Consider the following 21,510-nt stretch of genomic DNA (forward strand, 5'->3'; position numbering starts at 1 on the left):
TTATCTACCAAATTTGAACGATGATCCTTAGCCATCACCCCGGTTCGATTGTCGGTTGCGATCGCTTTCTGGCTCCGACAGATTTTCCTAATAGCCCCCTCTCCCAAGCGTTGAAACAGCCTATATTGCTGGGTTTATTTTTACCCATCCAAGCAGGCGGTTGGAGCGCCTCCACACTACCACGGACTACAGACTGGAGCTTTGAATATAATAAGGCTCTTGTACTGCAAGCCGAGGCGCTGGGGTTTGATTTGATATTTGCGTTGTCACAGTGGTTACCCAAAGGTGGCTATGGCGGCGTGTTCAACGGCCAAGCCCTGGACTCTTTTGTGACCACAGCTGCACTCACCAGCCTGACACAGAAGATCGTGCTGATCTCCACCATCCATGTGTTGTATGGGCCGATTCATCCCTTACACTTAGCCAAATATGGCGCAACACTCGACCATATATCAGGGGGTCGCTGGGGTATTAACGTGGTGACTGGACACCGCGCTGTTGAACACGAAATGTTTGGTTGGAAGCGCATTGAGCATGACCACCGTTATGAACTTGCTGCTGAGTTTATCGAAGTGCTGCAACGCCTGTGGGGTGATGATGAGAACTTTTCATTTGAGGGCAAGTCTTCGTGGAAGCTCAATGATGCCTATATTACACCTAAGCCGAAATATGGCCGCCCAGTGCTAGTCAACGCTACAGGCTCAGATGCAGGAATTTCTTTCGCTGCACGCTATTCTGATATTGTGTTCATCACCAGCCCCACAGGTTCAGATTTCAAGAGCGCCATTGAAGCATTACCTGCACATACTAAAAGAGTAAAGCAAGCTGCACGCGATATAGGGCGGGAAGTACGAACACTCCTCAACCCGATGGTAATCAGCCGCGAAACTGAGCGCGAAACTTGGGATTATCACGATGCGATTGTTGCTCATGCTGACCCATCTGCACCCTTGGGCTTTAGCAGATTCGATAGTGACGCACACGCTTGGAAGGGTCGCGTGGGTAAAGATAAACCGAAGCGCCGGGCTATTGGCGGTAACATCGAGGTCATCGGTACGCCTGAGCAGGTAGTCGAGCAGTTTGTAAAGTTGAAAGAGGCTGGTATTGATGGGTTGCAGTTGAGCTTTTATGACTTTAAGCCAGACCTGGAATTTTTTGGCGATCGCATCTTACCTCTGATGAAACAGGCGGGTCTCAGGCTATAAATTGCTTGAAAATCAATATGTATAGCTATCAATAACATGATTTAACTAGCAAAATTATTTTGCTGAAGTTAGAAATTCTCAACTTTTAATATGAGCAATAATCTTCCCAGTAAACAAATATTTGCAATGGGTGGTGGTGGCTTTTCAATGGAACTTAAAAACCCTCTATTAGACAAATATATATTAGGACTAGTAAATAAAAATAAGCCGCGAGTTTGCTTTGTTCCTACAGCTAGTGGTGATTCTGCTCAATATATTGTTGATTTCTATTCAGCTTTTGCGAAATTATCTTGCACTCCCTCTCATTTATCATTGTTTAATCTACCAACTATCGACCTCAAAGCTTTTGTATTAGAGCAAGACATTATCTATGTAGGAGGAGGTAGCCCCAAAAATTTAATTGCACTTTGGCGAGAATGGGAACTAGATAAAATTTTTAGAGAAGCTTGGGAAAAAAGTATTATTCTTTGTGGCTTGAGTGCAGGCTCAATGTGTTGGTTTGAAGCGGGAATCAGTGCTTATGCTCCAGGCTCGCTGGATAATCCAGTAAAGTGTCTCGGTTTTTTAAAAGGTAGCTACTGTCCTCACTACGATCGCGAACCAGAAAGAAGACTAGGTTATTATCGGTTATTATCAGAAGGCTTGCTAGATGAAGGTTATGGATCTGATGATGGAGTTGGTCTGCATTTTGTGGGCGATCGCCTCCAAAAAATCGTTAGTTCTCGCCTCAATGCCAAAGCATACCGCGTTGAAAAAATTGGTGAAACCGTTAAAGAAAATCCTTTGGAGTCTACCTATTTAGGCTAACTATAGCTTCTGGCTTTTAACGGTATTTTCGCTTCAGGGTTGGGTGTGGAGCGTAGGGAAGGAAGAAGAGAATTTTTTTAGCTACAAAATTGCATAAAGCATTTGTTGAGTTGGAAGTCCCTAAATTCAGGGGTTTCAGAAATGCTTGATTTTTGAAAGACTATATGACATCATACTTAATATCATTAAAATAATACTAATTCGATAAATTTACAGTAGTTTAAACTCTATTACTAGCAATCTCTGATTTTGCTGGCTATTCATGAGATTGGTTTTATGATAAAACCTTCCATGCCTACTGTTTGATTGGAGAAAGACAACGCATGATGAATTTTCCTGCTAGTTAGATATGTGTGATTAGTTCATGACTTAATTGCACTAATTTGTTGGCTTTAAGAAAGTTCGTTTTCAGAATTTTGTATGGCAGCTATAGCGTTAAGCGTATCTACTGTTAAGCCTCTAGGCGATCGCGTTTTCATCAAGATTAGTGAATCTAAAGAGAAAACAGCAGGGGGTATTCTTTTACCTGATAGCGATAAAGAAAAGCCACAGGTGGGTGAAATTGTTGCAGTCGGCCTTGGTAAACAAAGAAGAAACTTAATGTCAGAGAAGTCTGATTTGCAAAACCTGCTTTTAGATGAAGTACTAGCTCATTATGAGCGTGGTCTGGAAGCCGAACGCTTATGAAAGCGGACAAATCCGATTGAACTTGTTCAAAAGTTCGGATCTCTATGTTCGCCATAGTAATTATGCTATTTGCATAGCATCACTATTATTAGACTACCTTGGTAAACCATTCCGTTGATTTGCGCCCTACACAGACCATAAGCCAGGAATTAACTAATCATTCTCATAGCAAGAATGGCTAGATATTTTTATGCTTGCCTTTTACTCTGGTTCATGAGACTATTAAACTTCATCAAAATGCGCTAAATCGACCGATTAACAGTATTTTACAAAAGTGGTTCTAGGAACTAAAACAAGCACTAGGAAATAGAAGAAGTAAAATATCAGCTTAATCTGGAATCAATAAGACCGGAAATTTATTGATCTCTCTAGTAGCAAATACATCAAACAAGTAATGATTACATGACCTAGCGAAAAACCAATGCCACAACGCCGAAGCAAGCTGTAAAGCAGTCACAAATCTATACAGAAGTCCTGGGGGAGCAACTATGACATCATCAAAGACCTCTAACACTCTTGGTCGGCTTGACCCCTTTGAAGTATCAATCGATAAACGTAATTCCTTTGTCAGCAATGTCTGGCGACTACGGCACTGGATGGCCCCGTACCGCTGGCGTATTGCGTTCGCACTGCTGTTTGCAATGCTTTCGGCTACAGCTGCCGTTTTGATACCAGTTGTAATTAGCCGGGTGGTAGTAGACGGCATCTTGATGAATAACTACCGGACTGATTTACCAGACTATGGACAAACGGCATTAATCCAATGGTTAACAACCATGCTAAACATCGAACAAATAATTGCTGCCGCCTTTGTGGGCTTACTTTGGGTACTGCTGTGGTCTGGCTTTGGGTATGCCTTCCGCTCGCAGTTGTCTTATGCAGCACTGTTGGGTCTGAGCGACTTGCGCCGCGATTTGTTTGCCCATGTCGAGCATCTGCCTGCTGCTTTTTATGACCGGGTGATGGTTGGGCAGGTATTGACCCGGATTACCAACGATATCGAGAGTTTGTCCGAACTTTTGACTGGTGTCGGTGCGTTGGCTGGAGAATTGATTCCATTGGTTGTTGCTTTCAGCGTAATGCTGTCTCTGGATGCAATGCTTACCGTAGAACTATCACCCTTAATGTTGTTTGTGGCGGGTGTAATCGTAATTTTTAGGCGTTACTCTAGTTCGATCTATCAGGTCATCCGTGGCACTTTATCGCGTCTCAACGAGCATTTGCACGAACACTTATCAGGGATTGAAATTGTGCAGATGTCTGGGCGAGAAGAACTCAGCTTTCAACAGTACTCTGCGATTAACCAAGCCAATAAAGTAGCCGAAACTCAGGCTATCATGGCAGAGACTGTGTACAATCCTATCATCGACAACATATCCTATTTAGCGATCGCTAGTATCCTGTGGTTAGGCGGGCAACACGTACTTAACCACACTACTACCCTGGGATCGGTGGTGTTGTTCTTGCAATTTAGCGATATGTTGTTCCGTCCGATTGTAGCTTTGGGGGATCAAGCAAATGCAGTGTTCCGAGCAGCGGCAGCCTGCGAACGCATATTCGGGCTGTTGGACTGGAACGAGTCTTTGTCAGTGCCATTGCAACCTATACCCTTACCTGAAGGTTTGCAAGGTCGGATTGAGTTTCGCGATCTGAATTTTTGTTATGAAAACGGCGAAACAGTTATTCGTCACTTCAATCTGACTGTGGCATCAGGAGAAAACATCGCGATCGTCGGGCCCACTGGTTCTGGCAAGACAACATTGACACGGCTGATTTGTCGTTTCTACGATGTGCCTGAAAATAGCTTATTCATAGATGGCATCGACATCATGCAGATAGATCCTGCACAGATCCGTAGGCGAGTAGGTATCATCTTTCAAGACTTTCATCTGTTCCCTGGTACTGTTTATGACAACATCGCCTTGGGTAATCCAACTATCACACTGGAAGATGCCCGACAAGCCGCTAAAGTGATACAGTCCTTGGATTTCATTGAAGCCTTGCCACTAGGCTTTGATACAGTATTGGAAGACCGCGGCCAAAATTTATCGCAAGGACAACGCCAGTTATTAGCGTTTACTCGTGTCATTGCCTTAAATCCTGAAATTCTGATTCTGGATGAAGCCACTGCGAGTATCGATCCGGAAACTGAAGCTGCCATACAAGCTGCTTTGGAGAAAGTAACAGCCAATAGAACTTCTATTATCATTGCTCACAGATTACAGACTATTCGCCGAGTAGACCGCATTGCAGTTTTAAATCATGGTCAACTAGTGGAGGTAGGAAACCACGAGGAATTAATGCTTCTTAATGGTTTTTATAAAACTCTTTATGAAGCGCAATTGTACAAAAATAGACGTGAAAACACGTCATCCTGCTTTGCTCAGGATGTCTAATATTGAAACAATTTATCAAAATCTATTTGTACAAAAAGTCAAACTCAAATAAGCTGGTTTGCTAACTTTCATTAACTTCATCATAATAATTCAAAAGCCCAAATTCAGTAGCCAGAATTGACTTAGTTTAATAATCAATATATAGAGTCTAATCAAACTTTTATTTAGTAATGACTGATTCTTTAATAACTCCCAATTCTGACTCCTGAATTTCTGAATTTTTCAGTTTCATTATTTGGTTGTAAATTAAAAACTGAAAGTTTTATTAAATGTGAAATATTATGATTGAGGAATTTCACAAAATAATTGCTTTTATCTAACCGAGATATTTTTCTATTTACCCAGATTAAACTAATATTAGCTGACCGAGGAAAAATGAAATCAGATTTACGTACTTTAACTGCGTTGTCAAGACTTTTTTACTACTTTAAACCTTATCTTTTTCAGTGGTTAATAGCAGTAATAGCCCTTTTGAGCGTTCATGTTGTTGAAGCTGCTATTCCTATTTATTTAAAAATTGGTATTGATTTAATTTCCAAACAGGATGAGAATATTTTATTACCGACTCTGGCGATACTTGGTTTGACAGTTGTGCGCTTTGCAATTCTGCACTTTGGTCGTCGCAAAAATGCGCTGATTTCAATTTATATATCTTATGATTTGCGGCAAGAATTCTATGCACACTTACAGACCCTTGGACGTGGCTTCTATGCAAACTACCATTTAGGTGACTTGATTGCACGAGCGACTAATGACATGGAATCGATTCGTCGCTTTTTCCGGTCTGCTGTGCATCGACTGGTGAGCCTGTTTGGTGTGGCGTTGATTGCCCCAATTTTTATGTTACAACAGTCACTTCAGTTGACATTGTTGCTCCTTCCTTTACTAGTAGTGATAGTTGCTAACGGCTGGTATTTAGCCGGACGCATTTTGCTAGCATCGGCAGCGGTGCAAGCAGGTTTTGGTAAGTTGACAGAAACAGTACAGCAAAACCTCAAGGGTATCCGTACCATCCAGTCTCATGCTCAGGAAGAGCGTGAGATTAGTCATTTTACAGGCGTGTCAAATCGTTATGCACTAGCTAATCAAAAGTCGATCGATTTGAATGCTATTCTCACTGCTTCCATTGTGCTAGGTAGTGGTTTGATGACCTTAATCGTTGTTGGAGTGGGTGGAAACCAAGTATTGGCAGGGCAAATGAGCGTCGGCACGCTGACAGCTTTCATTTTTTATTTGGCAATGATTTTGGGGGTAATCAAAGAGAGCAGCTTTGTCGTGTATACTTTGCTCAATGCCAGTACAGCTGCAAGTAGAGTATTTGAGATTATGGATGAAAAGCCAGAGATTCAAGATGCTCCCACCAGCTTATCAGCCCAGCCGATCGATGGCAAAATCGCAGTTTGCGATCTGTCATATAGTTACCCAGTCAGTGGAAAAGAGCCATCGCGTCTGGTTCTAGAGCAGATATCCCTGAATATTAGCCCTGGCGAAATGATTGCCATCATTGGTCGTGTAGGCTCTGGCAAATCTACCTTGTTGCGTTTGCTGGCCAGACAATTGGAGCCATCGAGCGGACAAATCAAAGTGGATGGGCAAGATCTACGAGACATCGGGCTGAGACATCTGCGCCAAAACCTGTCATTTGTTCCTCAAGATACTTTCCTGTTTGCTGCACCAATTTCAGATAACATCTCCTTCGATAAACCAGATCGACCATTAGAGTTAATCTGGCAGGCTGCGCGAGATGCACAGCTTGAGGCAACGATCGACAAATTCAGTGCAGGCTTATCCACATTAATTGGCGAGCGTGGGGTAACTTTATCAGGTGGACAGAAGCAAAGAACTAGCCTAGCTCGCGGGCTGATTCGCCAAACCCCCATCTTGTTGCTGGACGACTGCTTTTCTGCGTTGGATACCAGAACCGAAGCTTTGGTTCTATCGCAATTGCGAGCAGTCAGGGACGGACTCACCACGGTACTGGTTTCTCATCGGATGTTGGCGGCACGTTATGTAGACAGGATCTACGTACTTGAGCAAGGGCGTATCGTGGAGGCTGGCAGTCATGACGAACTACTTGCCCAGGATGGTTATTACGCCAAGCTAATTAGTATGCAAGACGAAACTTGAACTGTCGTGAATCGAACTCAATTTGCTTAATCGTTCCTGATTCCAAACACTTCACCTACCATACTTGGCAAATACGCTAAATCAATAGTTTTAACCTAGCGTGGCAAAACTTACTAGAGAAGAGTGAAAATCCTGTAATCTTGACCTTGTAGTAAAATAATGGTGCAAAAACTTGGCATGAAATTGTCTAAAACCAGAGGCAACATCGTTTGAAGTACTCGATTGTGTTCAAAAAAAATGCCCTTCGTGCGGTCAAGCAATGTGGAATGAATACAATAATCCTCGACATATAAGAACGTTAAATGGGGTAGTAGAACTACAGCTAAAAATTCGGCGATGTCAAAATAAATCATGTCTCTTGTACAAAAAAGCATATCGACCAGAGCAAGAAGGGTCACTCGCTCTACCACAAAACGAATTTGGTTTGGATGTGATTGCTTATATAGGAGCATTACGCTACCAGGAACATAGAAGTGTTCCCCAAATACACGCTCACCTAGAATTAAAGGGTATATGTATCTGATTTAGCACAGGTTGATATTCATACTTGGCTCGAATTACGCTCTCAATTGCAAAAACACCACGCATTGCCAGAATTGAACAGTATCGATTTCGCACAGACCCCAAGGCTTACTTAGCTAATCTAGAGAGTCGTCTTCTCTAGTGAGTTTTACCACACTAGGAAAAAATTGCAAATGCTGGGAATGTGAGTTCCTGAAATAGCTACTTGCATTTCCAGCATCAATGGGCGTTGTTGCATGAATAGGGAAAATGGTAAATTTTACCTATCTCTTAGTTATGTTCTATCGCCGCACTTAGCACAAGATGAAGACGAAAGCCCAGTACAAAGTTAAGAATTGGAACGCCTATGATGCAGCACTAAAGCTTCGAGGCAGTATAACTTTCTGGCTGGATGAAGAAGTAATCGAGCAGTGGCGCAACCAGCAAAAAACGGGGAAAAAAGGAGCATCGAATTATTACTCAGATACGGCGATGTCTGACGACAAGCCGCTAACGCGTCTACGCTACAATGGGAACAATTCAATCAGTGTTTCATTTACCTAGACGGCAAGCAGAAGGATTTTTAGAATCACTGTTTATGCTTATGGGGATTAAGGAGCCGCACACATAGCGATCGCACAAACTCCATATAAAATGATAGCGATCGCAAATATCGCGCATCCTTTATTGAGTAGCGAACAACACATGCACTCAACCATCAAACCAGACACACTCGACCATACCCATATCCAAACAATATCGCCCCAGAAAGGCAAAACCCCAAGAATCGGACGTTCGTCTAAAACTGCACTCAGAATTTGGCTGACCATTTGTGCTTGTATAAATATGCCCGGTATTTCCTGGTAAGGTTGCTGTGCAGCGGAGTTGGGAGTTGACCAAGTCTCGCTGATAGTGTTAGCTGTCACTCCAATAAGAACTATCCTATCTTTGAAAAAACCATAGTTAACCTTATCGCTCAATACATCTGCTAAAGAAACTCTTTGATAATCTGCATTCCGGTAGTTGACAAGTATTTGAAATCCGCCTAAATCAACTCGTTGTTGATAGCCACCACTGCGACCTGGCTTTAAGCGTTTAAATACTTTAGAACCAAATTAGGCGTTGCATAATAGAGGGATGAATTGAGGTCGTCTACTGTGCAATGTCCATACTGTAGGTCTACGAAAATACGGAAGAATGGAAAACGCAGAGGTAAACAAAATCACATTTGTACAAACTGCGACGTGCGTTCCGCCCCGCTTCGCTAACGCCAATTTATCGACGTGTACGATCCGCCCAAAGGATATTCAGAGGAACTGAAACAAGAATGCTTAAAAATGTACTTGAATGGCATGGGTTTTCGTGGGATAGAACGGGTTAAAAGTGTACATCATACGACGATAATTTATTGGGTTAAGCAATTAGGAGAAAAACTTTCAGATGTACCCAAAGAAGAGGAAATTCCCGAAGTTGGAGAATTGGATGAGTTGGAAACATTTATAAGTTCAAAAAAAACATAATTTGGCTGTGGACGGCAGTAAATCACTTTAATCAAGGAATTTTAGCCTGGGTTTTAGGAGATCGAAGTGCTAAAACATTTGAGCCATTGTGGGAAACCGTGAAACAATGGAAAAGCTATTTTTATGTAACAGATGGCTGGAAAGTTTACCCTATTTTTATTCCCAATGGAGACCAAATTATTAGCAAAACATACATGACAAGAGTTGAAAATGAGAATACCCGATTACGCCATTATCTTGCACGACTTCACCGAAAAACTTTATGTTATTCCAAGTCAGAAGAAATGCTGAGGTACTCAATTAAATTATTACTGCACTATTTGAAGTATCAAAACTTACCTGCATAAATTAATTCATCCCTGAATTCAGCAACGCCCCTTAAACAAATTATTGCTAACCTACTAGAAAACGCCATCAAATTCACGTCAGAGGGAGGAAGGGTAGAAGTTGGGTTGTCATTAGTCACTGGTCATCGATCGTCGGTAGAAGAACAAATGACAAATGACAAAGGACTAATGACTAACTACGTTCAAATTACAGTCAGCGATGTTGGCGGCAGCACCCCCCGTAACTTTAGACCGTGCGGGGTTTGTCTGGAGCAAGATGTTCCAGTTCTGTTTTCTTATCCTGAGCGCTATTTCACCTACTTTCAGGAAGCCAATACCCCGATCGTCAAAGGGTTAGTGTTGCCGCTTGTTGCCGACAGTCATGTCTTCGGCACGATCTGGATTACGTCCCACGATGAGCAGCGGCAGTTTGACTTAGAAGATGTGCGAGTCATGACGAGTTTGGCAGACTTTACCGCCACTGCCCTGCTGTTGCAGCAGCGTCAGACAGGAGAATTGCTGGCGGCGAATGCGGTGTTAGAGACAGAAATTGTAGAACGCAAGCAGGTCGAAGCGCAGACCCACGCTTTGATCGCAAATTTGCCCGGTGGGGCAGTGTTTGTTGTCGATCGCAACTTGCGCTATTTGCTGGCAGAGGGAGAAGCACTGTCCGCCGCCAGATTCAAGCCCGAAGACTTTGTTGGGCGAACTATTTTTGAGGTGCTGCCGCCTGAATTAGCCGCAAGTTACGAGCCGATGTACCGTCAAGCTCTGGCAGGCGAACCCTTTGAGCATGAACATAATGCCCACCATCACACCTACCTCTCACGGGGAACACCGCTGCGATCTCCTGATGGTGAAGTATATGCGGTGCTGGCAGTTTCTTACGACATTACCGAACGCAAACGTGCTGAATCAGCGCTGCGCGAATCAGAATAAAAATATCGGGGTTTGTTTGATGCGATCGATGCCGGTTTCTGCATTATCGAGGTACTTTTCGACCCACAAGAAAAGCCGTTTGATTATCGCTTTCTCGAAGCAAATCCCGCTTTTATCGATCAAACCGGACTCACCAACGCGATCGGCACAACCATTCTCGAATTCGCACCCGAACACGAAACATTTCGGACAAGTTATCTCCAATCTCCTCAGCAATGCCATTAAATTTACCCCCTCTTCAGGTAGCGTCACCATTGAATTATCAGTAATTGACGATGACCATTCTCCTAATATTTCTTGTGCTCGAATTTGTGTCACCGATACAGGCATTGGCATAGCTGCTGATTTCCTTCCCCATGTCTTCGAGCGCTTCCGTCAAGCTAGAGATTCAGATGCAGCCAAAGGGATGGGCTGGGGTTGGCGATCGCCCGTCACTTAGTTGAACTCCACAACAGTACAATTTCTGCCCAAAGTCCTGGAGTTGGTCAGGGAGCAACTTTTACAGTCAAACTACCGCTATATTTATCTCATTGACACTCCACGTGTACTCGCGCCTGTTATTGCTGGAAGTTTCGCCGCCTTCATCGATGCAAGACAAGTTTTCTTTTTGGATGCTCTCAGCTTTGCGATCGCGGCAGTCTTAATATTCACACTACCAGGTCGGCTCGTCGTTGCCCAAACTCAACAGCCTTCCATAACCCATGCCCCATATTAAAATACCTGTTCAAAAGCTTCAATCAGCCTATTAACTTCCTCAAGGGTGTTGTAATGTACCATACTCACCCTAACAATTCCACCTTGAGATGCTAAACCTAAATATTCAATTAAGCGTTTAGCATAAAAGTCTCCGTAGCGAATTCCAATATAGTGTTTGTCAATTTTTGGTGGAATTGTTGAACTGTGTATTCCATCTACGACAAAAGATATAGTTGGTACGCGAGAATTGCGGTCAGCTTTTGGTTGACCGATGACTCGAACATTAGGCTTACTGTTGAGGTAATTTAGGAGGCGATCGCTAATCTGTTCTTCGTGTATGCTAATTAAATCAAATGCCTGTACCATCTGATTTCTCAAATCCGGTGCAGTTTGATTATCGTAGTGAAGTTGTGCTAGTTCGCTCAGATAATCACATAAACCCAACATTCCATAACTCAATTCAAAATTCACATTTCCTAGTTGAAATTTATAAGGTATATCTGTTTGGCCGATAAAATAATGATTCAGCCCAGGCAATCTTAATAAATGTTCTTTTTTTCCATAAAGTAAAGCATGATGCGGTCCATAGACTTTATAAAAACTCAGAGCATAAAAATCAACATCTAAATCTTGAACATCAATCAATCTGTGTGGCGCGTAAGCAACACCATCGACGCAAATCATAGCATGGCGATCGCGTACAAATGCAGCAATTTCTTTAATAGGGTTGATAGTTCCTAAAACATTAGAAGCATGAGTTAAGGCTACTAATTTTGTCCGCTCATTCATCAATGGTTCCAAATCTGCAAGATCGAGTTCCAAGGTATCTGGGCGAATTTGCCATACTTTTATCTTTATTCCTTGTTTTTCCAGAGCAAGCCAAGCACCGATATTCGCCTCGTGGTCGCAATTAGTAACAATAATTTCATCACCAGGTGCGAAGGTTTGACCTAAACAAATTGAAAGAACTCTTAACATCATGGTAGTAGATGGCCCCATTACCACTTCTTGAGGAGAATTAGCATTAATCAAAGTAGCAATTGCTCTAGTTGCTAAAGCTAGTCGTTCTCCTGCAAGTTGCGAAACTCCATAAGAAGCTCCCAACTGAACATCAGAAGTCAAGAGAAATTCGCTAATTCTATCTACTACTTTTTTCAGGGTTTGTGACCCGCCAGCATTATCAAAAAAAGTCCATTCACCAGCAAGGGCAGGAAAATATTGACGAACTTTATCAACATTCAGGAGCATGGTACAAATTCTCTAGAGAACGTTATTTACACTAGCCTATCTTTTGGCAAGTCGCCCAGAGAACATATGCATCGTTCCCTGTTTGCTCTTAAAGTTTGTCATGCCAGCCTTTCTACCTTTCAAAAACCTCTATCTGAAGGGGGTATACTTAGAAGACAAAAGAGTATATTACTAACATTTCTAGTTTACAGCAAGCATTAATGTCTTGATTCTTCACAATTTTCACGAATTTTTTTGATAAGTTTAAGGTAGAGTCAAAGCAAGGATTGTTTTGATTCTTACAGTAGATTTCAAGTTAGTAAAGTACGCAAGCTAAATTCCAAAATTAGGTATTAATCCTGTTTTACCTCCAAAGTTTCCTTCGCCCTTGGCATTGGCAAAGCCAGGCGATCGCAAATACGCCTTAGCTGTGCGATCGCCCCAAGTCGGCAATAGAACTTAATCTGTTAAATTCTGTATTTTGTTAGCGTAGCGGGGCATAGCCCATTCTGAATTCTGCTGTAATTCCTTGATTGAAAACAAAGGAACAACCCATGAAAACTACGGTTAAATATGACATCGAGCTGATCAAGGAAGAAGCACTTGAACTTGTTAAAAAGAGACTTGTTAACCGTCAGCAGCAAATTTATACCCTCTGTAAATATATTCCTCATCGTGATTGGGTTAATTTTGAACTTGAGCTAGAAAAAAACGAATTTCTACTCAGAGATCGAATTATTGACTTACTAGAACACGAATCTTGGGATGAAGACTGAGGCTGCATTTAGAAGCTGAAGCTATTAGCAACACCGTAATAAATAGGAAATTACAAATCAAGTTTTCAAAACGAAAAACCCTTAAATTGATTCGGGGTTTATAAGATACAGCGTATTTCAGGTAAATGAAGTACGCAAAGAGGGGCAAAACATCTCGTGCCCCTCTGCTTCTCCACTCTCCTACTTTTTTCGTATTGTGTCAGGTAATACTTAATATGCGGGCTAGAGCCTAGCATTTTCAATCAATTCATTACCTAAAAAGATAGTAGGAAATTATACTTATTTAATTTCAGAAAATTGCTATTAGGCAGGTAACTCTTGTAATCCAATCCATCCATTGATGGATCGGCGTCGCCTTGCGTAGATAGGTGTAGTGCTACGTTCAATATTTTGAGGCTGGCTAGGTAATTTTCCTATAACGGTCTCTGCAAATGAACCGGGTTCGTTCCAATTATAAACAGGCATTTCTTGCCAACAGTGGCGACAGAACCAATAAGTTTCTCCACCGCGTATATGTTCTAAAAGTAGACCAGAACAGCAAGGACAGTAATTCATATTTTGTCAAATCCTGTTAATAAAAGTGTTATTGCAAATCCAGGCAGCCAGTTGAAAAACCCGTAGTTACTTAAAACTAATTTGTCTATATTTTGACTATAGTCTCAGAATGTGAGGAAGTTGTGAGGAAATATAAAATACTTATTATTTCTATAATATTTATACATATTTATTGAGTAATGGCCCCAGGATATTGAACTTTTTGTTTATAAGATCCTGAAATTTTCCTAGTACAACCACAGAGTTCAAAAGAGGCAGGGGAGGCAGGGAGGCAGGGGGGCAGGGGGGACAGGGGAGGCAGGGGGAGAAAAAAAGCTTAAGCTTAACTGAACGGTATGGGGCTATAGGGGTGTAGGGAAAAGAGTTACTGTCTGTTAACTCTTGTTCCTTTAGACCCTTATACCAATTCTGTATGAAGATGCGCCAAACTACGTCAAACTTTATAGATGGGTGCATTTAGTAATTTTGTTATGAGTCGTCCATTTGAAATTGAGATTTCAGAAAGCCTTGAAGAATTGGAGAAAGCTCTCAGACATGCCACAGTGGCAAGTAGCAAAGAAAGATTGCAAATGCTTTATTGGCTTAAGAGCGGTCAAGTCAGCAGCAGGCGATCGCTAGCAGAACGTTTAGGGCGTGATGAAGCAACTATAACTCGTTGGGTTAGAAAGTATAAAGATGAAGGGCGAAGTGGCTTGCTTGAAGTAAAACATGCACCAGGGAAAGTTCCCTTCCTCAGTGGTTCAGACTTAGAACGCTTGAAACAGCAATTGCAGGAACCATCTGGGTTTCAAAGCTATGGTCAAATTCAACAATGGCTCAAGAGCGAATTAGGACTTTCACTTGCCTACAAAACAGTGTATGAAATTGTTCGCAACCGTTTGGGTGCGAAGTTGAAAGTGCCTCGTCCTCAAAGCTCCAAGCAACACCCAGAAAGTCTATCTCACTTTAAAAAAAACTTCCTTTAGCATTTAAATTCTTGCAAGAGGAGTTTGGAGAGGGGAAACGATTGAGGTACTTGTGCGGAGCCGGAGACGCTCCGCCTCCGGTCAGGATGAAACACGTTTAGGATTAAAGACAATTGCAGGACGTTTAATTACGGCTCGAGGAGTTAAACCTGTAGGTTTAAGCCAATGGCAGCGTGAAAATTTTTATTTATACGGAGTTGTAGAACCCCTAAATGGATACAGCTTTTTCTATGAGTTCCCTTATCTCAATGGTGATTGTTTCCAACATTTTTTAGAGTTGCTGTCTGCTGACCTTGGTGATGACATCGCGGTTATCCAGTTTGACCAAGGGTCTTTTCACAAAGCGAAAGCTCTCGATTGTCCAGATAACATTATCCCTATTTTTCAACCTCCTCACTCTCCTGAACTCAACCCAATTGAGCGGTTTTGGGAATTTCTCAAATCTAAACTCCAATGGGAAAATTGTAAAACCCTCACACAACTACAGCAGAAACTAACTGATGTCCTCAAAGCGATTACACCTGAGATGATTGCCTCTCTCACTTCTTATGACTTTATTCTTGAAGCTTTATTTAGCGCAGCTTCATAAAGAAATGGTATTACACCCTCACACCCTTACACCCAGTCTCAACAGACAACCTTTGTGGGTAAGTGCTGCCTCTAATCGTATTGTCAATTTCTAAAATTTCACGCTACGTAATACTACAACGCCATTAATTAAGGTAATCTCTTTAAATAACAGCTCATCTATATTGAATTTGACAATAGAATTAGTTTGTCTGCTTTAAAATTCTATCTACTTGCTGTTCCTGGCTTAGTTACTAAATTGTGCTGTTTTTCCTGTATTCGTCTAGTGAAGTTTACAGGGCATATTTATCGACATACTTGATTGATTACTTCATTAAGCACAAAAATTATTGATTTCCAGCAATTTACTTACTTTTAATTTTGCTAGCTTGCGCTAGTTCCTCCTGTTATCAACAAGATAATTAGAACTGACTAATTAACTATGCAATTCAACGATCGCCTGATTGATTTACCTGCTTTATATCATGTGATTAATCGTACCCCATTAACGATTAACCCTGATAGTTATGTAGTCGAAGCTATTGTCTTAATGAGTCAGGAAAGATGTAATAAATATGCACAGTCTAGTTTAAATAGATCGTTTGATTTAAGTCTTCGAGAGCAATCATTAACCGATTGTGTGTTGGTTATGGAGGCAGGAAACTTATTAGGTATTTTTACACAAAAAGATGTAGTTAGACTTATAGCTTCTGAAATTGATTTATCGACGGTGACAATGGCTCAAGTGATGACGCAGCCAGTTGTGACTTTGAGAGAATCAGATTCTCAAGATATTTTCATGGCCTTATCGTTATTGCGTCAGCACCAAATTCACCATCTGCCAGTTTTAGACGATGGTGGGCAATTGGTAGGAGTCATCAGTGAGGCTAACTTGTTACAAGCCTTTGATTTAGTAAAAATGGCTGGCGTTGTTGAAGGATTACAGGAATGTTTCCAAAAACACACAAATGAATTTAGGCAAATTAATCAGCAAGTTGAAATAGACCAAGTGCGCTACCAAACTCAAAATTTTTTAAAACTATGGGTTGAGGCACAATCTCGTGAAATCATGCAAGTAAATCAGGAACTTCAGCAAGCGCTGGAAGAATTTCAGACGGCACAAGAGGATCTGCGGCAACAAAATGAAGAACTGCTTGCTGCTCGCGAACTAGTAGAATTAGAGCGGCAGCGTTACCAAGATTTGTTTGATTTTGCTCCAGATGGTTACTTAGTAACTAATACAGCAGGTATTATCCAAGAGGTTAATCATGCGGCAGCAACATTGCTTGCTATGCCCCAAAAATTTTTGTTTAACAAACCGTTAGTATTGTTTGTTGCTCAGGAAGACCGCCAGACCTTTAGCACCCGACTGAATAATTGCCAGCAGGTGCAGGAGTGGGAAATTAGCCTCAAACCGCTGAAAAAGAAACCTTTCCTGGCTAGGATTAAAGTGGCTGCGATATACGACTCACAAGATGAGCAGGTTGGCTGGCGGTGGTTAATTTGCAACATTAGCGAACGGCAACAAGCAAAAGAAGCACTGCGCCAAGCTAACGATGAGCTAGAAAGACGAGTGGCAGAACGAACAGCAGAACTTGTCTTGTCCAACGTACTATTGCAAAAAGAAATTAGCCAACGCCAACACGCCGAAGAGGCATTAAGGCAAAGTGAAAACCTCTATCGCCAACTCGTAGAAAGCCAAACGGATATTATTATCCGCATTGATTTGCAAGGGCAGGTGACCTTTGCCAATGCGGCTGCTTGTCAAACCTTTGGCTGGAAACAAGATGAGTTTCGCGGTCAGCCGATTTTTGAGTTTCTTCATCCAGATGACTTGCCGCAAACTAAGGAAAATATCACAAATTTAATATCTGGGTCTTATTCCTTGACAACTGGCGAGCGACGTGTATTGACTGTCAACGGTATTCGTTGGTTTGAATGGAAGAGTATTGGGATTAAAGATGAAAAAGGAGAGATTGTTGAAATTCAAGGGGTAGGGAGAGACATTACCGAACAGCAAGTAGCACTGCGCGATCGCCAAATTGCCGAAGAAGCACTGCGCCAGAGTGAGGAGAAATTCCGCAATTTCGCCGAAAATACCGAGGCAGTGATTTGGATTGCTAGCCCTAATTCATTGCAACCTTTGTACATTAGCCCAGCTTATGAAAAAATTTGGGGACGTTCTCGTAGGAATTTGTTTGAAGAGTCATTATGGATAGATACGGTTTATCCAAACGATCGCGATTTGGCCAGCAAATTCATCGAACAATTGCTGAATAATCAGTCGGCTTCAGCAGAATATCGGATTTTCCAACTTGACGGCTCCTTACGCTGGATTTGGAACCGGGGTTTTCCTGTGTGCGATCGCCAAGGAAAAATTAACTACTATAGCGGTATCGCCGAAGATATCACCGAGCGCAAACTCGCTGAAGAATCACTGCGCGAAAGTGAAGCGCGATTGAATTTAGCTCTAGAAACTGCCCACATGGGCATCTGGGATAGGAACCTGAAGGCCAATACCGTTATTTGGTCTGCCAATATGGGACTACTGTATGGTTTACCCTGCGGCAGTCCATGTCCTTCCTTTGAAGATTACCTGAATTTAATCCATCCAGAAGACCGCGAATCTATGCTTGCAACTATAACTCGCGTTATTGAAGAAGGAAGAGGAACCATAGAGTATCGAGTCGTCTGGCCTGATGGCAGTATACACTGGTTAAACTGTACAAGTCAGGTATACTACAACGAAATTGGCGAGCCAATACGAACCATCGGCACAAGCAGAGATATCACCGATCGCAAACTCAACGAACAAAAAATCTCCGAACAAGCTGCTCTACTTGATATTGCCACCGATGCCATATTAGTTCGAGATTTCCAATTCCAAATATTATTTTGGAATAAAGGTGCAGAGCGGATCTACGGTTGGCTTTCCACAGAGGTTGTTGGAAGAGACTCTAGAGAGATTTTGTTTCAACCAGAAACTCAATCGCAATTAGAAGTGCCGCTAAAAAGCGTAATAGAAAATGGTTCTTGGCAAGGTGAGTTAAATAAAATTACCAAATCGGGTAAGAAAATTGTCGTCGAAAGCCGTTGGACATTAATGCAGGATGCAAACGGTAAACCCAAATCGATCCTTTGTGTTGACACAGATATTACAGAAAAGAAACAACTCCAAGAGCAGTTTTTTCGTACCCAGCGATTGGAAAGCGTTGGTATCCTTGCAGGCGGCATTGCCCACGACTTAAATAACATATTGACGCCAATTTTAGCCGCATCTCAATTGTTACAAAACAAATTTTTCCAAGACGAAGACCGTTGTCAGCAGCTAATGACACTTGTAGAAAGTAACGCCAAACGCGGGGCGACATTAGTCAAGCAAGTCTTATCTTTTGCGCGAGGATTTAAAGGAGAGCGCACAATTATCCAAGTTGAGTATTTGATTTCAGAAATTATCCAAATTGCTCGGCAAACATTCCCCAGATCCATGAATCTATCCCACTAATAAAATTCTGCTAATCCAAATATGAATTGTGGCTAGAGAAAGAAAACCATTGAAGCAGGCAGCAATTCTTTCCCATCTCACAACGAGCCGACGATATTTTCGTTGGAACCAAGCAAAACAACGCTCTTGTTGAAAACGCGGCACGGAAATTTTAATTGGTCTACCCCGATTTTTCTTGCTCTTCCAAGTACGCTTGGGCCATTGGGGTCTAATACCTCGTTTACGTAAGGCTGCACGTTTATCCTTAGAATCGTAACCTTTATCAGCTGCAAGAACTTTAACTCGTTTACGAGGTCTACCGGGTCTATTCGTTTTGACTTTGACGCTATCGAGAAGCGGTATAACTTGTTCCCGTTCATTACCATTGGCAGGTGTTGTGCAATTAGCTAATGGCATCCCATTACCATCAGTGAAGGTATGTATTAGAACTCCCTTTCCTTTATGACCATACGCAACCCCCTCACCGCCACCTTTTCCAGGGGGAAAAAGACCCGTCTACAGCACCGTAGTTCCAGTTGATTAAACCCTTCTCTTGAGCAATTCCTAATGTACGTGCTTGTAAACTTTCTAACGTCCCATCTGTTTGCCAACGCTGAAGCCATCTGTGCGCTGCACTTTTTGATGCCCAAATTTCCCCTTTTGGAATATCACACCAACGACATCCTGTTATTAATATATACAGCAATGTGTTCAGTACATGACGAAATGGTGCATGAGGCATTCCGCGATCGCGCTTTTCTGGTTCCTTGGGAAATATATCCTCAAACAGCTTCCATTCCAGATCGCTTAATCCTTCAAATCGCCCAGCCATAACTCGATCAAACTTACCGTTATCAACAGCAGATTATCATATTGCTGGTATTAGTGGGATAGATTCATTGAATTTTCAACAAGCATCGCAGAAGATATTTGGGCTGTAACTGGAGACACCACACAACTACATCAAGTATTAATGAATCTAGTAGTCAATGCCCGCGACGCTCTGCCAGACGGCGGCAATATCCAAATTTCGGCAACAAATGAGTTTCTTGATGAAGCTTATGCGAAAATGAATCTTGATGCACAAGTTGGCAATTATATTGCGATTACTATTGCCGATAATGGAATGGGGATACCGCCAGAAATATTAGATAAAATTTTTGAGCCATTTTTTACTACAAAAGAAGTTAATACAGGTACTGGGTTAGGGCTTTCAACTGCAATTGGCATTATAAAAAGCCACGGTGGTTTTATTAAAGTATCCAGCCGAGTTGGTAAAGGCAGCAAATTTCACGTTTTTTTACCAGCAGTGGAAGCAACCCAAGTATTGAATGTAGAAAATTCAGAAGCGCAAATAGGACAAGGAGAATTAATTTTAGTTGTAGATGACGAACCTCAAATTCGTGAGATTGCTAAAATCATCCTCGAAAATCACAATTACAAAATGCTCGCTGCCAGTACTGGCATTGAAGCGATCGCCCTTTATGCCCAGTACAAACATCAAATTAAAGCTGTATTAATGGATATCATGATGCCAGAAATGGATGGCATTACCGCTATTCGCACCTTACAAAAAATGAACAACCAAGTTCAAATTATTGCCTGTAGCGGTCTCAACTCAATGGAAATCTTTACCGAAGCTGCTGATGCTAGAGTGCAAGCAGTTTTGTCAAAACCTTACACAGCAAAAGAATTATTGAAAATATTACACCAAATATTTAGAAATTGAAGATTCAGAATTGGCAATTTAAGATTCGTTGACTGTTGAGTGAAGAGTTAAAAGTTAAAAGTTCTTCTCCCCCTGCTTCCATTGCCCCTCCTTGCAAGAGTGATGAGTAGAGGCGGGGGGCAGGGGGCAGGGGAGGCTCTTGAGGCAGGGGAAAAGGTTAAAGGGAAAAGGGAAAAGGAATAAATTTAATCTTTCCCCTTTTCCCCGGTTGGTGAGCTTGCCTGTCCTGAGCTTTGTCGTTGGCGAAGCCTCTCGTAGAGAAGGGTCGAACCATACCCCTTTCCCCTTCCCCATGCCCAATGCCCAATTCCCAATTCCCAATTCACTCACAACTTCCTCAAATTGTTTTTTTAAACTGGGGCTGTGGGTAACATATTGTTAAAATTGGGATACTCCCGATGAATATTGTTAGGAAGATTAATGATGAGTTAGCGATCGCTGGACAAATTACATTAGTTCAGCTAAAACAAATAGCTGATGAGGGTTATAAGTCTGTACTGAATTTGCGTTCGCCTGATGAAACAGGTTTGTTAGCTAATGAACAGGAGAAAACTGAGTTTTTGGGATTATACTATCTAAACCTCCCGTTCAAACCTCAAGACATTAAAGACGAATCTACACTGCAAATATTTCAGAGAATTGGTGAATTACCAAAACCGACTGTCATTCATTGTGATAATTCAATTCGTTCAGTCACTATAGTATTGCTATATATTGCCTTAAAACAAGGCATAAGCTTTGATAAAGCACTGCAAAAAGTTATTAATTTAGGCTTAATTTAGCTAGAAAATCGGCATATTCTAGATGCTATCTGAGTCGTTTGCCGTAGGTTGCAACATCAATAGCCCAACTGTTTGAGACGTTTTTAAGTAGGAAGACATAATTAAATGTAAAATACAAATGTTTAAAACCTTAATAAAAACTGGCTTTTCCATCCTGCCCCCTGCCGACGCTCGCAGACTCGCTCTAAGCGTTCGTGCAGCGTCTCGTAGAGAAGCCATGC

General features: G+C 41.8%; 16 protein-coding genes and 6 pseudogenes. 17 read left to right on the top strand and 5 right to left on the bottom strand.

Going from position 1 to position 21,510, the window contains the following annotated elements:
* Positions 1–20: 20 nt before the first annotated feature.
* The 6 genes and pseudogenes from NSTC745_RS16785 to NSTC745_RS16810 all read left to right on the top strand — a co-directional run bounded on the left by NSTC745_RS16785 (position 21) and on the right by NSTC745_RS16810 (position 8,287).
* Positions 21–1,205 (top strand): LLM class flavin-dependent oxidoreductase, encoded by a 1,185-nt coding sequence (locus NSTC745_RS16785; RefSeq protein WP_445638153.1) that lies wholly within the window; start codon positions 21–23, stop codon positions 1,203–1,205.
* 90 nt (positions 1,206–1,295) lie between these two features.
* Entirely contained in the window at positions 1,296–2,012 is a 717-nt protein-coding gene (locus NSTC745_RS16790; protein ID WP_445638154.1) for a Type 1 glutamine amidotransferase-like domain-containing protein, read from the top strand.
* A 420-nt stretch (positions 2,013–2,432) separates the two neighbouring features.
* Positions 2,433–2,660 (top strand): annotated as a pseudogene (locus NSTC745_RS16795) (co-chaperone GroES); the annotation flags it as partial.
* 527 nt (positions 2,661–3,187) lie between these two features.
* Positions 3,188–5,095 (top strand): ABC transporter ATP-binding protein, encoded by a 1,908-nt coding sequence (locus NSTC745_RS16800; RefSeq protein ID WP_445638155.1) that lies wholly within the window; start codon positions 3,188–3,190, stop codon positions 5,093–5,095.
* 375 nt (positions 5,096–5,470) lie between these two features.
* Positions 5,471–7,222, top strand: a complete 1,752-nt coding sequence (locus NSTC745_RS16805) for an ABC transporter ATP-binding protein (protein WP_445638156.1) — start codon at positions 5,471–5,473, stop codon at positions 7,220–7,222.
* Between the two features lie 825 nt (positions 7,223–8,047).
* A complete protein-coding gene (locus NSTC745_RS16810; protein ID WP_445638157.1) occupies positions 8,048–8,287 on the top strand; it encodes a transposase in 240 nt (79 codons plus the stop codon).
* Between the two features lie 47 nt (positions 8,288–8,334).
* On the opposite strand, the pseudogene NSTC745_RS16815 reads toward NSTC745_RS16810, so the two are convergent.
* A pseudogene (locus tag NSTC745_RS16815) lies at positions 8,335–8,772 on the bottom strand (CHASE2 domain-containing protein); the annotation flags it as partial.
* Positions 8,773–8,880: 108 nt separating this feature from the next.
* On the opposite strand from NSTC745_RS16815, the pseudogene NSTC745_RS16820 reads away from it, so the two are divergent.
* The 5 genes and pseudogenes from NSTC745_RS16820 (at position 8,881) to NSTC745_RS16840 (ending at position 11,223) form a co-directional block, all read left to right on the top strand.
* Positions 8,881–9,590, top strand: a pseudogene (locus NSTC745_RS16820) (IS1 family transposase).
* A gap of 12 nt (positions 9,591–9,602) precedes the next feature.
* Positions 9,603–10,508, top strand: coding sequence for a PAS domain-containing protein (locus NSTC745_RS16825; protein WP_445638626.1), 906 nt, complete (start codon positions 9,603–9,605; stop codon positions 10,506–10,508).
* Positions 10,509–10,520: 12 nt separating this feature from the next.
* Entirely contained in the window at positions 10,521–10,733 is a 213-nt protein-coding gene (locus NSTC745_RS16830) for a PAS domain-containing protein (protein WP_445638158.1), read from the top strand.
* Positions 10,699–11,042: pseudogene (locus NSTC745_RS16835) on the top strand (sensor histidine kinase); the annotation flags it as partial. The gene NSTC745_RS16830 and the pseudogene NSTC745_RS16835, both read left to right, overlap by 35 nt.
* Positions 10,948–11,223: a hypothetical protein gene (locus tag NSTC745_RS16840; RefSeq protein WP_445638787.1), complete on the top strand. Its 276-nt coding sequence runs from the start codon at positions 10,948–10,950 to the stop codon at positions 11,221–11,223. The pseudogene NSTC745_RS16835 and the gene NSTC745_RS16840, both read left to right, overlap by 95 nt.
* Here NSTC745_RS16840 and NSTC745_RS16845 read toward each other — a convergent pair.
* Positions 11,220–12,452, bottom strand: coding sequence for a cysteine desulfurase-like protein (locus tag NSTC745_RS16845; protein WP_445638159.1), 1,233 nt, complete (start codon positions 12,450–12,452; stop codon positions 11,220–11,222). The genes NSTC745_RS16840 and NSTC745_RS16845 overlap by 4 nt on opposite strands.
* 533 nt (positions 12,453–12,985) lie before the next feature.
* Between NSTC745_RS16845 and NSTC745_RS16850 the strand changes: the two genes are divergently transcribed.
* Positions 12,986–13,207, top strand: coding sequence for a DUF4327 family protein (locus NSTC745_RS16850; protein ID WP_445638160.1), 222 nt, complete (start codon positions 12,986–12,988; stop codon positions 13,205–13,207).
* A 303-nt stretch (positions 13,208–13,510) separates the two neighbouring features.
* Here NSTC745_RS16850 and NSTC745_RS16855 read toward each other — a convergent pair whose 3' ends face one another.
* Positions 13,511–13,762 (bottom strand): hypothetical protein, encoded by a 252-nt coding sequence (locus NSTC745_RS16855; RefSeq protein WP_445638161.1) that lies wholly within the window; start codon positions 13,760–13,762, stop codon positions 13,511–13,513.
* A gap of 470 nt (positions 13,763–14,232) precedes the next feature.
* On the opposite strand from NSTC745_RS16855, the gene NSTC745_RS16860 reads away from it, so the two are divergent.
* The 3 genes from NSTC745_RS16860 to NSTC745_RS16870 all read left to right on the top strand — a co-directional run bounded on the left by NSTC745_RS16860 (position 14,233) and on the right by NSTC745_RS16870 (position 18,799).
* The gene (locus tag NSTC745_RS16860) at positions 14,233–14,727 is read left to right on the top strand and encodes a helix-turn-helix domain-containing protein (RefSeq protein ID WP_445638162.1); all 495 of its coding nucleotides are present in this window, start codon (positions 14,233–14,235) and stop codon (positions 14,725–14,727) included.
* Positions 14,728–14,779: 52 nt separating this feature from the next.
* Positions 14,780–15,316 (top strand): IS630 family transposase, encoded by a 537-nt coding sequence (locus NSTC745_RS16865; RefSeq protein ID WP_445638163.1) that lies wholly within the window; start codon positions 14,780–14,782, stop codon positions 15,314–15,316.
* A gap of 420 nt (positions 15,317–15,736) precedes the next feature.
* Positions 15,737–18,799 carry a PAS domain S-box protein gene (locus tag NSTC745_RS16870; protein WP_445638164.1) on the top strand — a complete coding sequence of 1,021 codons (3,063 nt, stop codon included), beginning with the start codon at positions 15,737–15,739 and terminating at the stop codon, positions 18,797–18,799.
* On the opposite strand, the pseudogene NSTC745_RS16875 reads toward NSTC745_RS16870, so the two are convergent.
* Both NSTC745_RS16875 and NSTC745_RS16880 read right to left on the bottom strand, forming a co-directional pair.
* A pseudogene (locus tag NSTC745_RS16875) lies at positions 18,788–19,234 on the bottom strand (transposase); the annotation flags it as partial. The gene NSTC745_RS16870 and the pseudogene NSTC745_RS16875 overlap by 12 nt on opposite strands.
* 25 nt (positions 19,235–19,259) lie before the next feature.
* Entirely contained in the window at positions 19,260–19,610 is a 351-nt protein-coding gene (locus NSTC745_RS16880) for a transposase (protein ID WP_445634837.1), read from the bottom strand.
* Positions 19,611–19,676: 66 nt separating this feature from the next.
* On the opposite strand from NSTC745_RS16880, the pseudogene NSTC745_RS16885 reads away from it, so the two are divergent.
* Positions 19,677–20,507 (top strand): annotated as a pseudogene (locus NSTC745_RS16885) (ATP-binding protein); the annotation flags it as partial.
* A gap of 398 nt (positions 20,508–20,905) precedes the next feature.
* Positions 20,906–21,289, top strand: coding sequence for a beta-lactamase hydrolase domain-containing protein (locus tag NSTC745_RS16890; protein WP_445638165.1), 384 nt, complete (start codon positions 20,906–20,908; stop codon positions 21,287–21,289).
* Positions 21,290–21,510 lie beyond the last annotated feature (221 nt).

The sequence above is a fragment of the Nostoc sp. DSM 114161 genome (assembly GCF_052692665.1).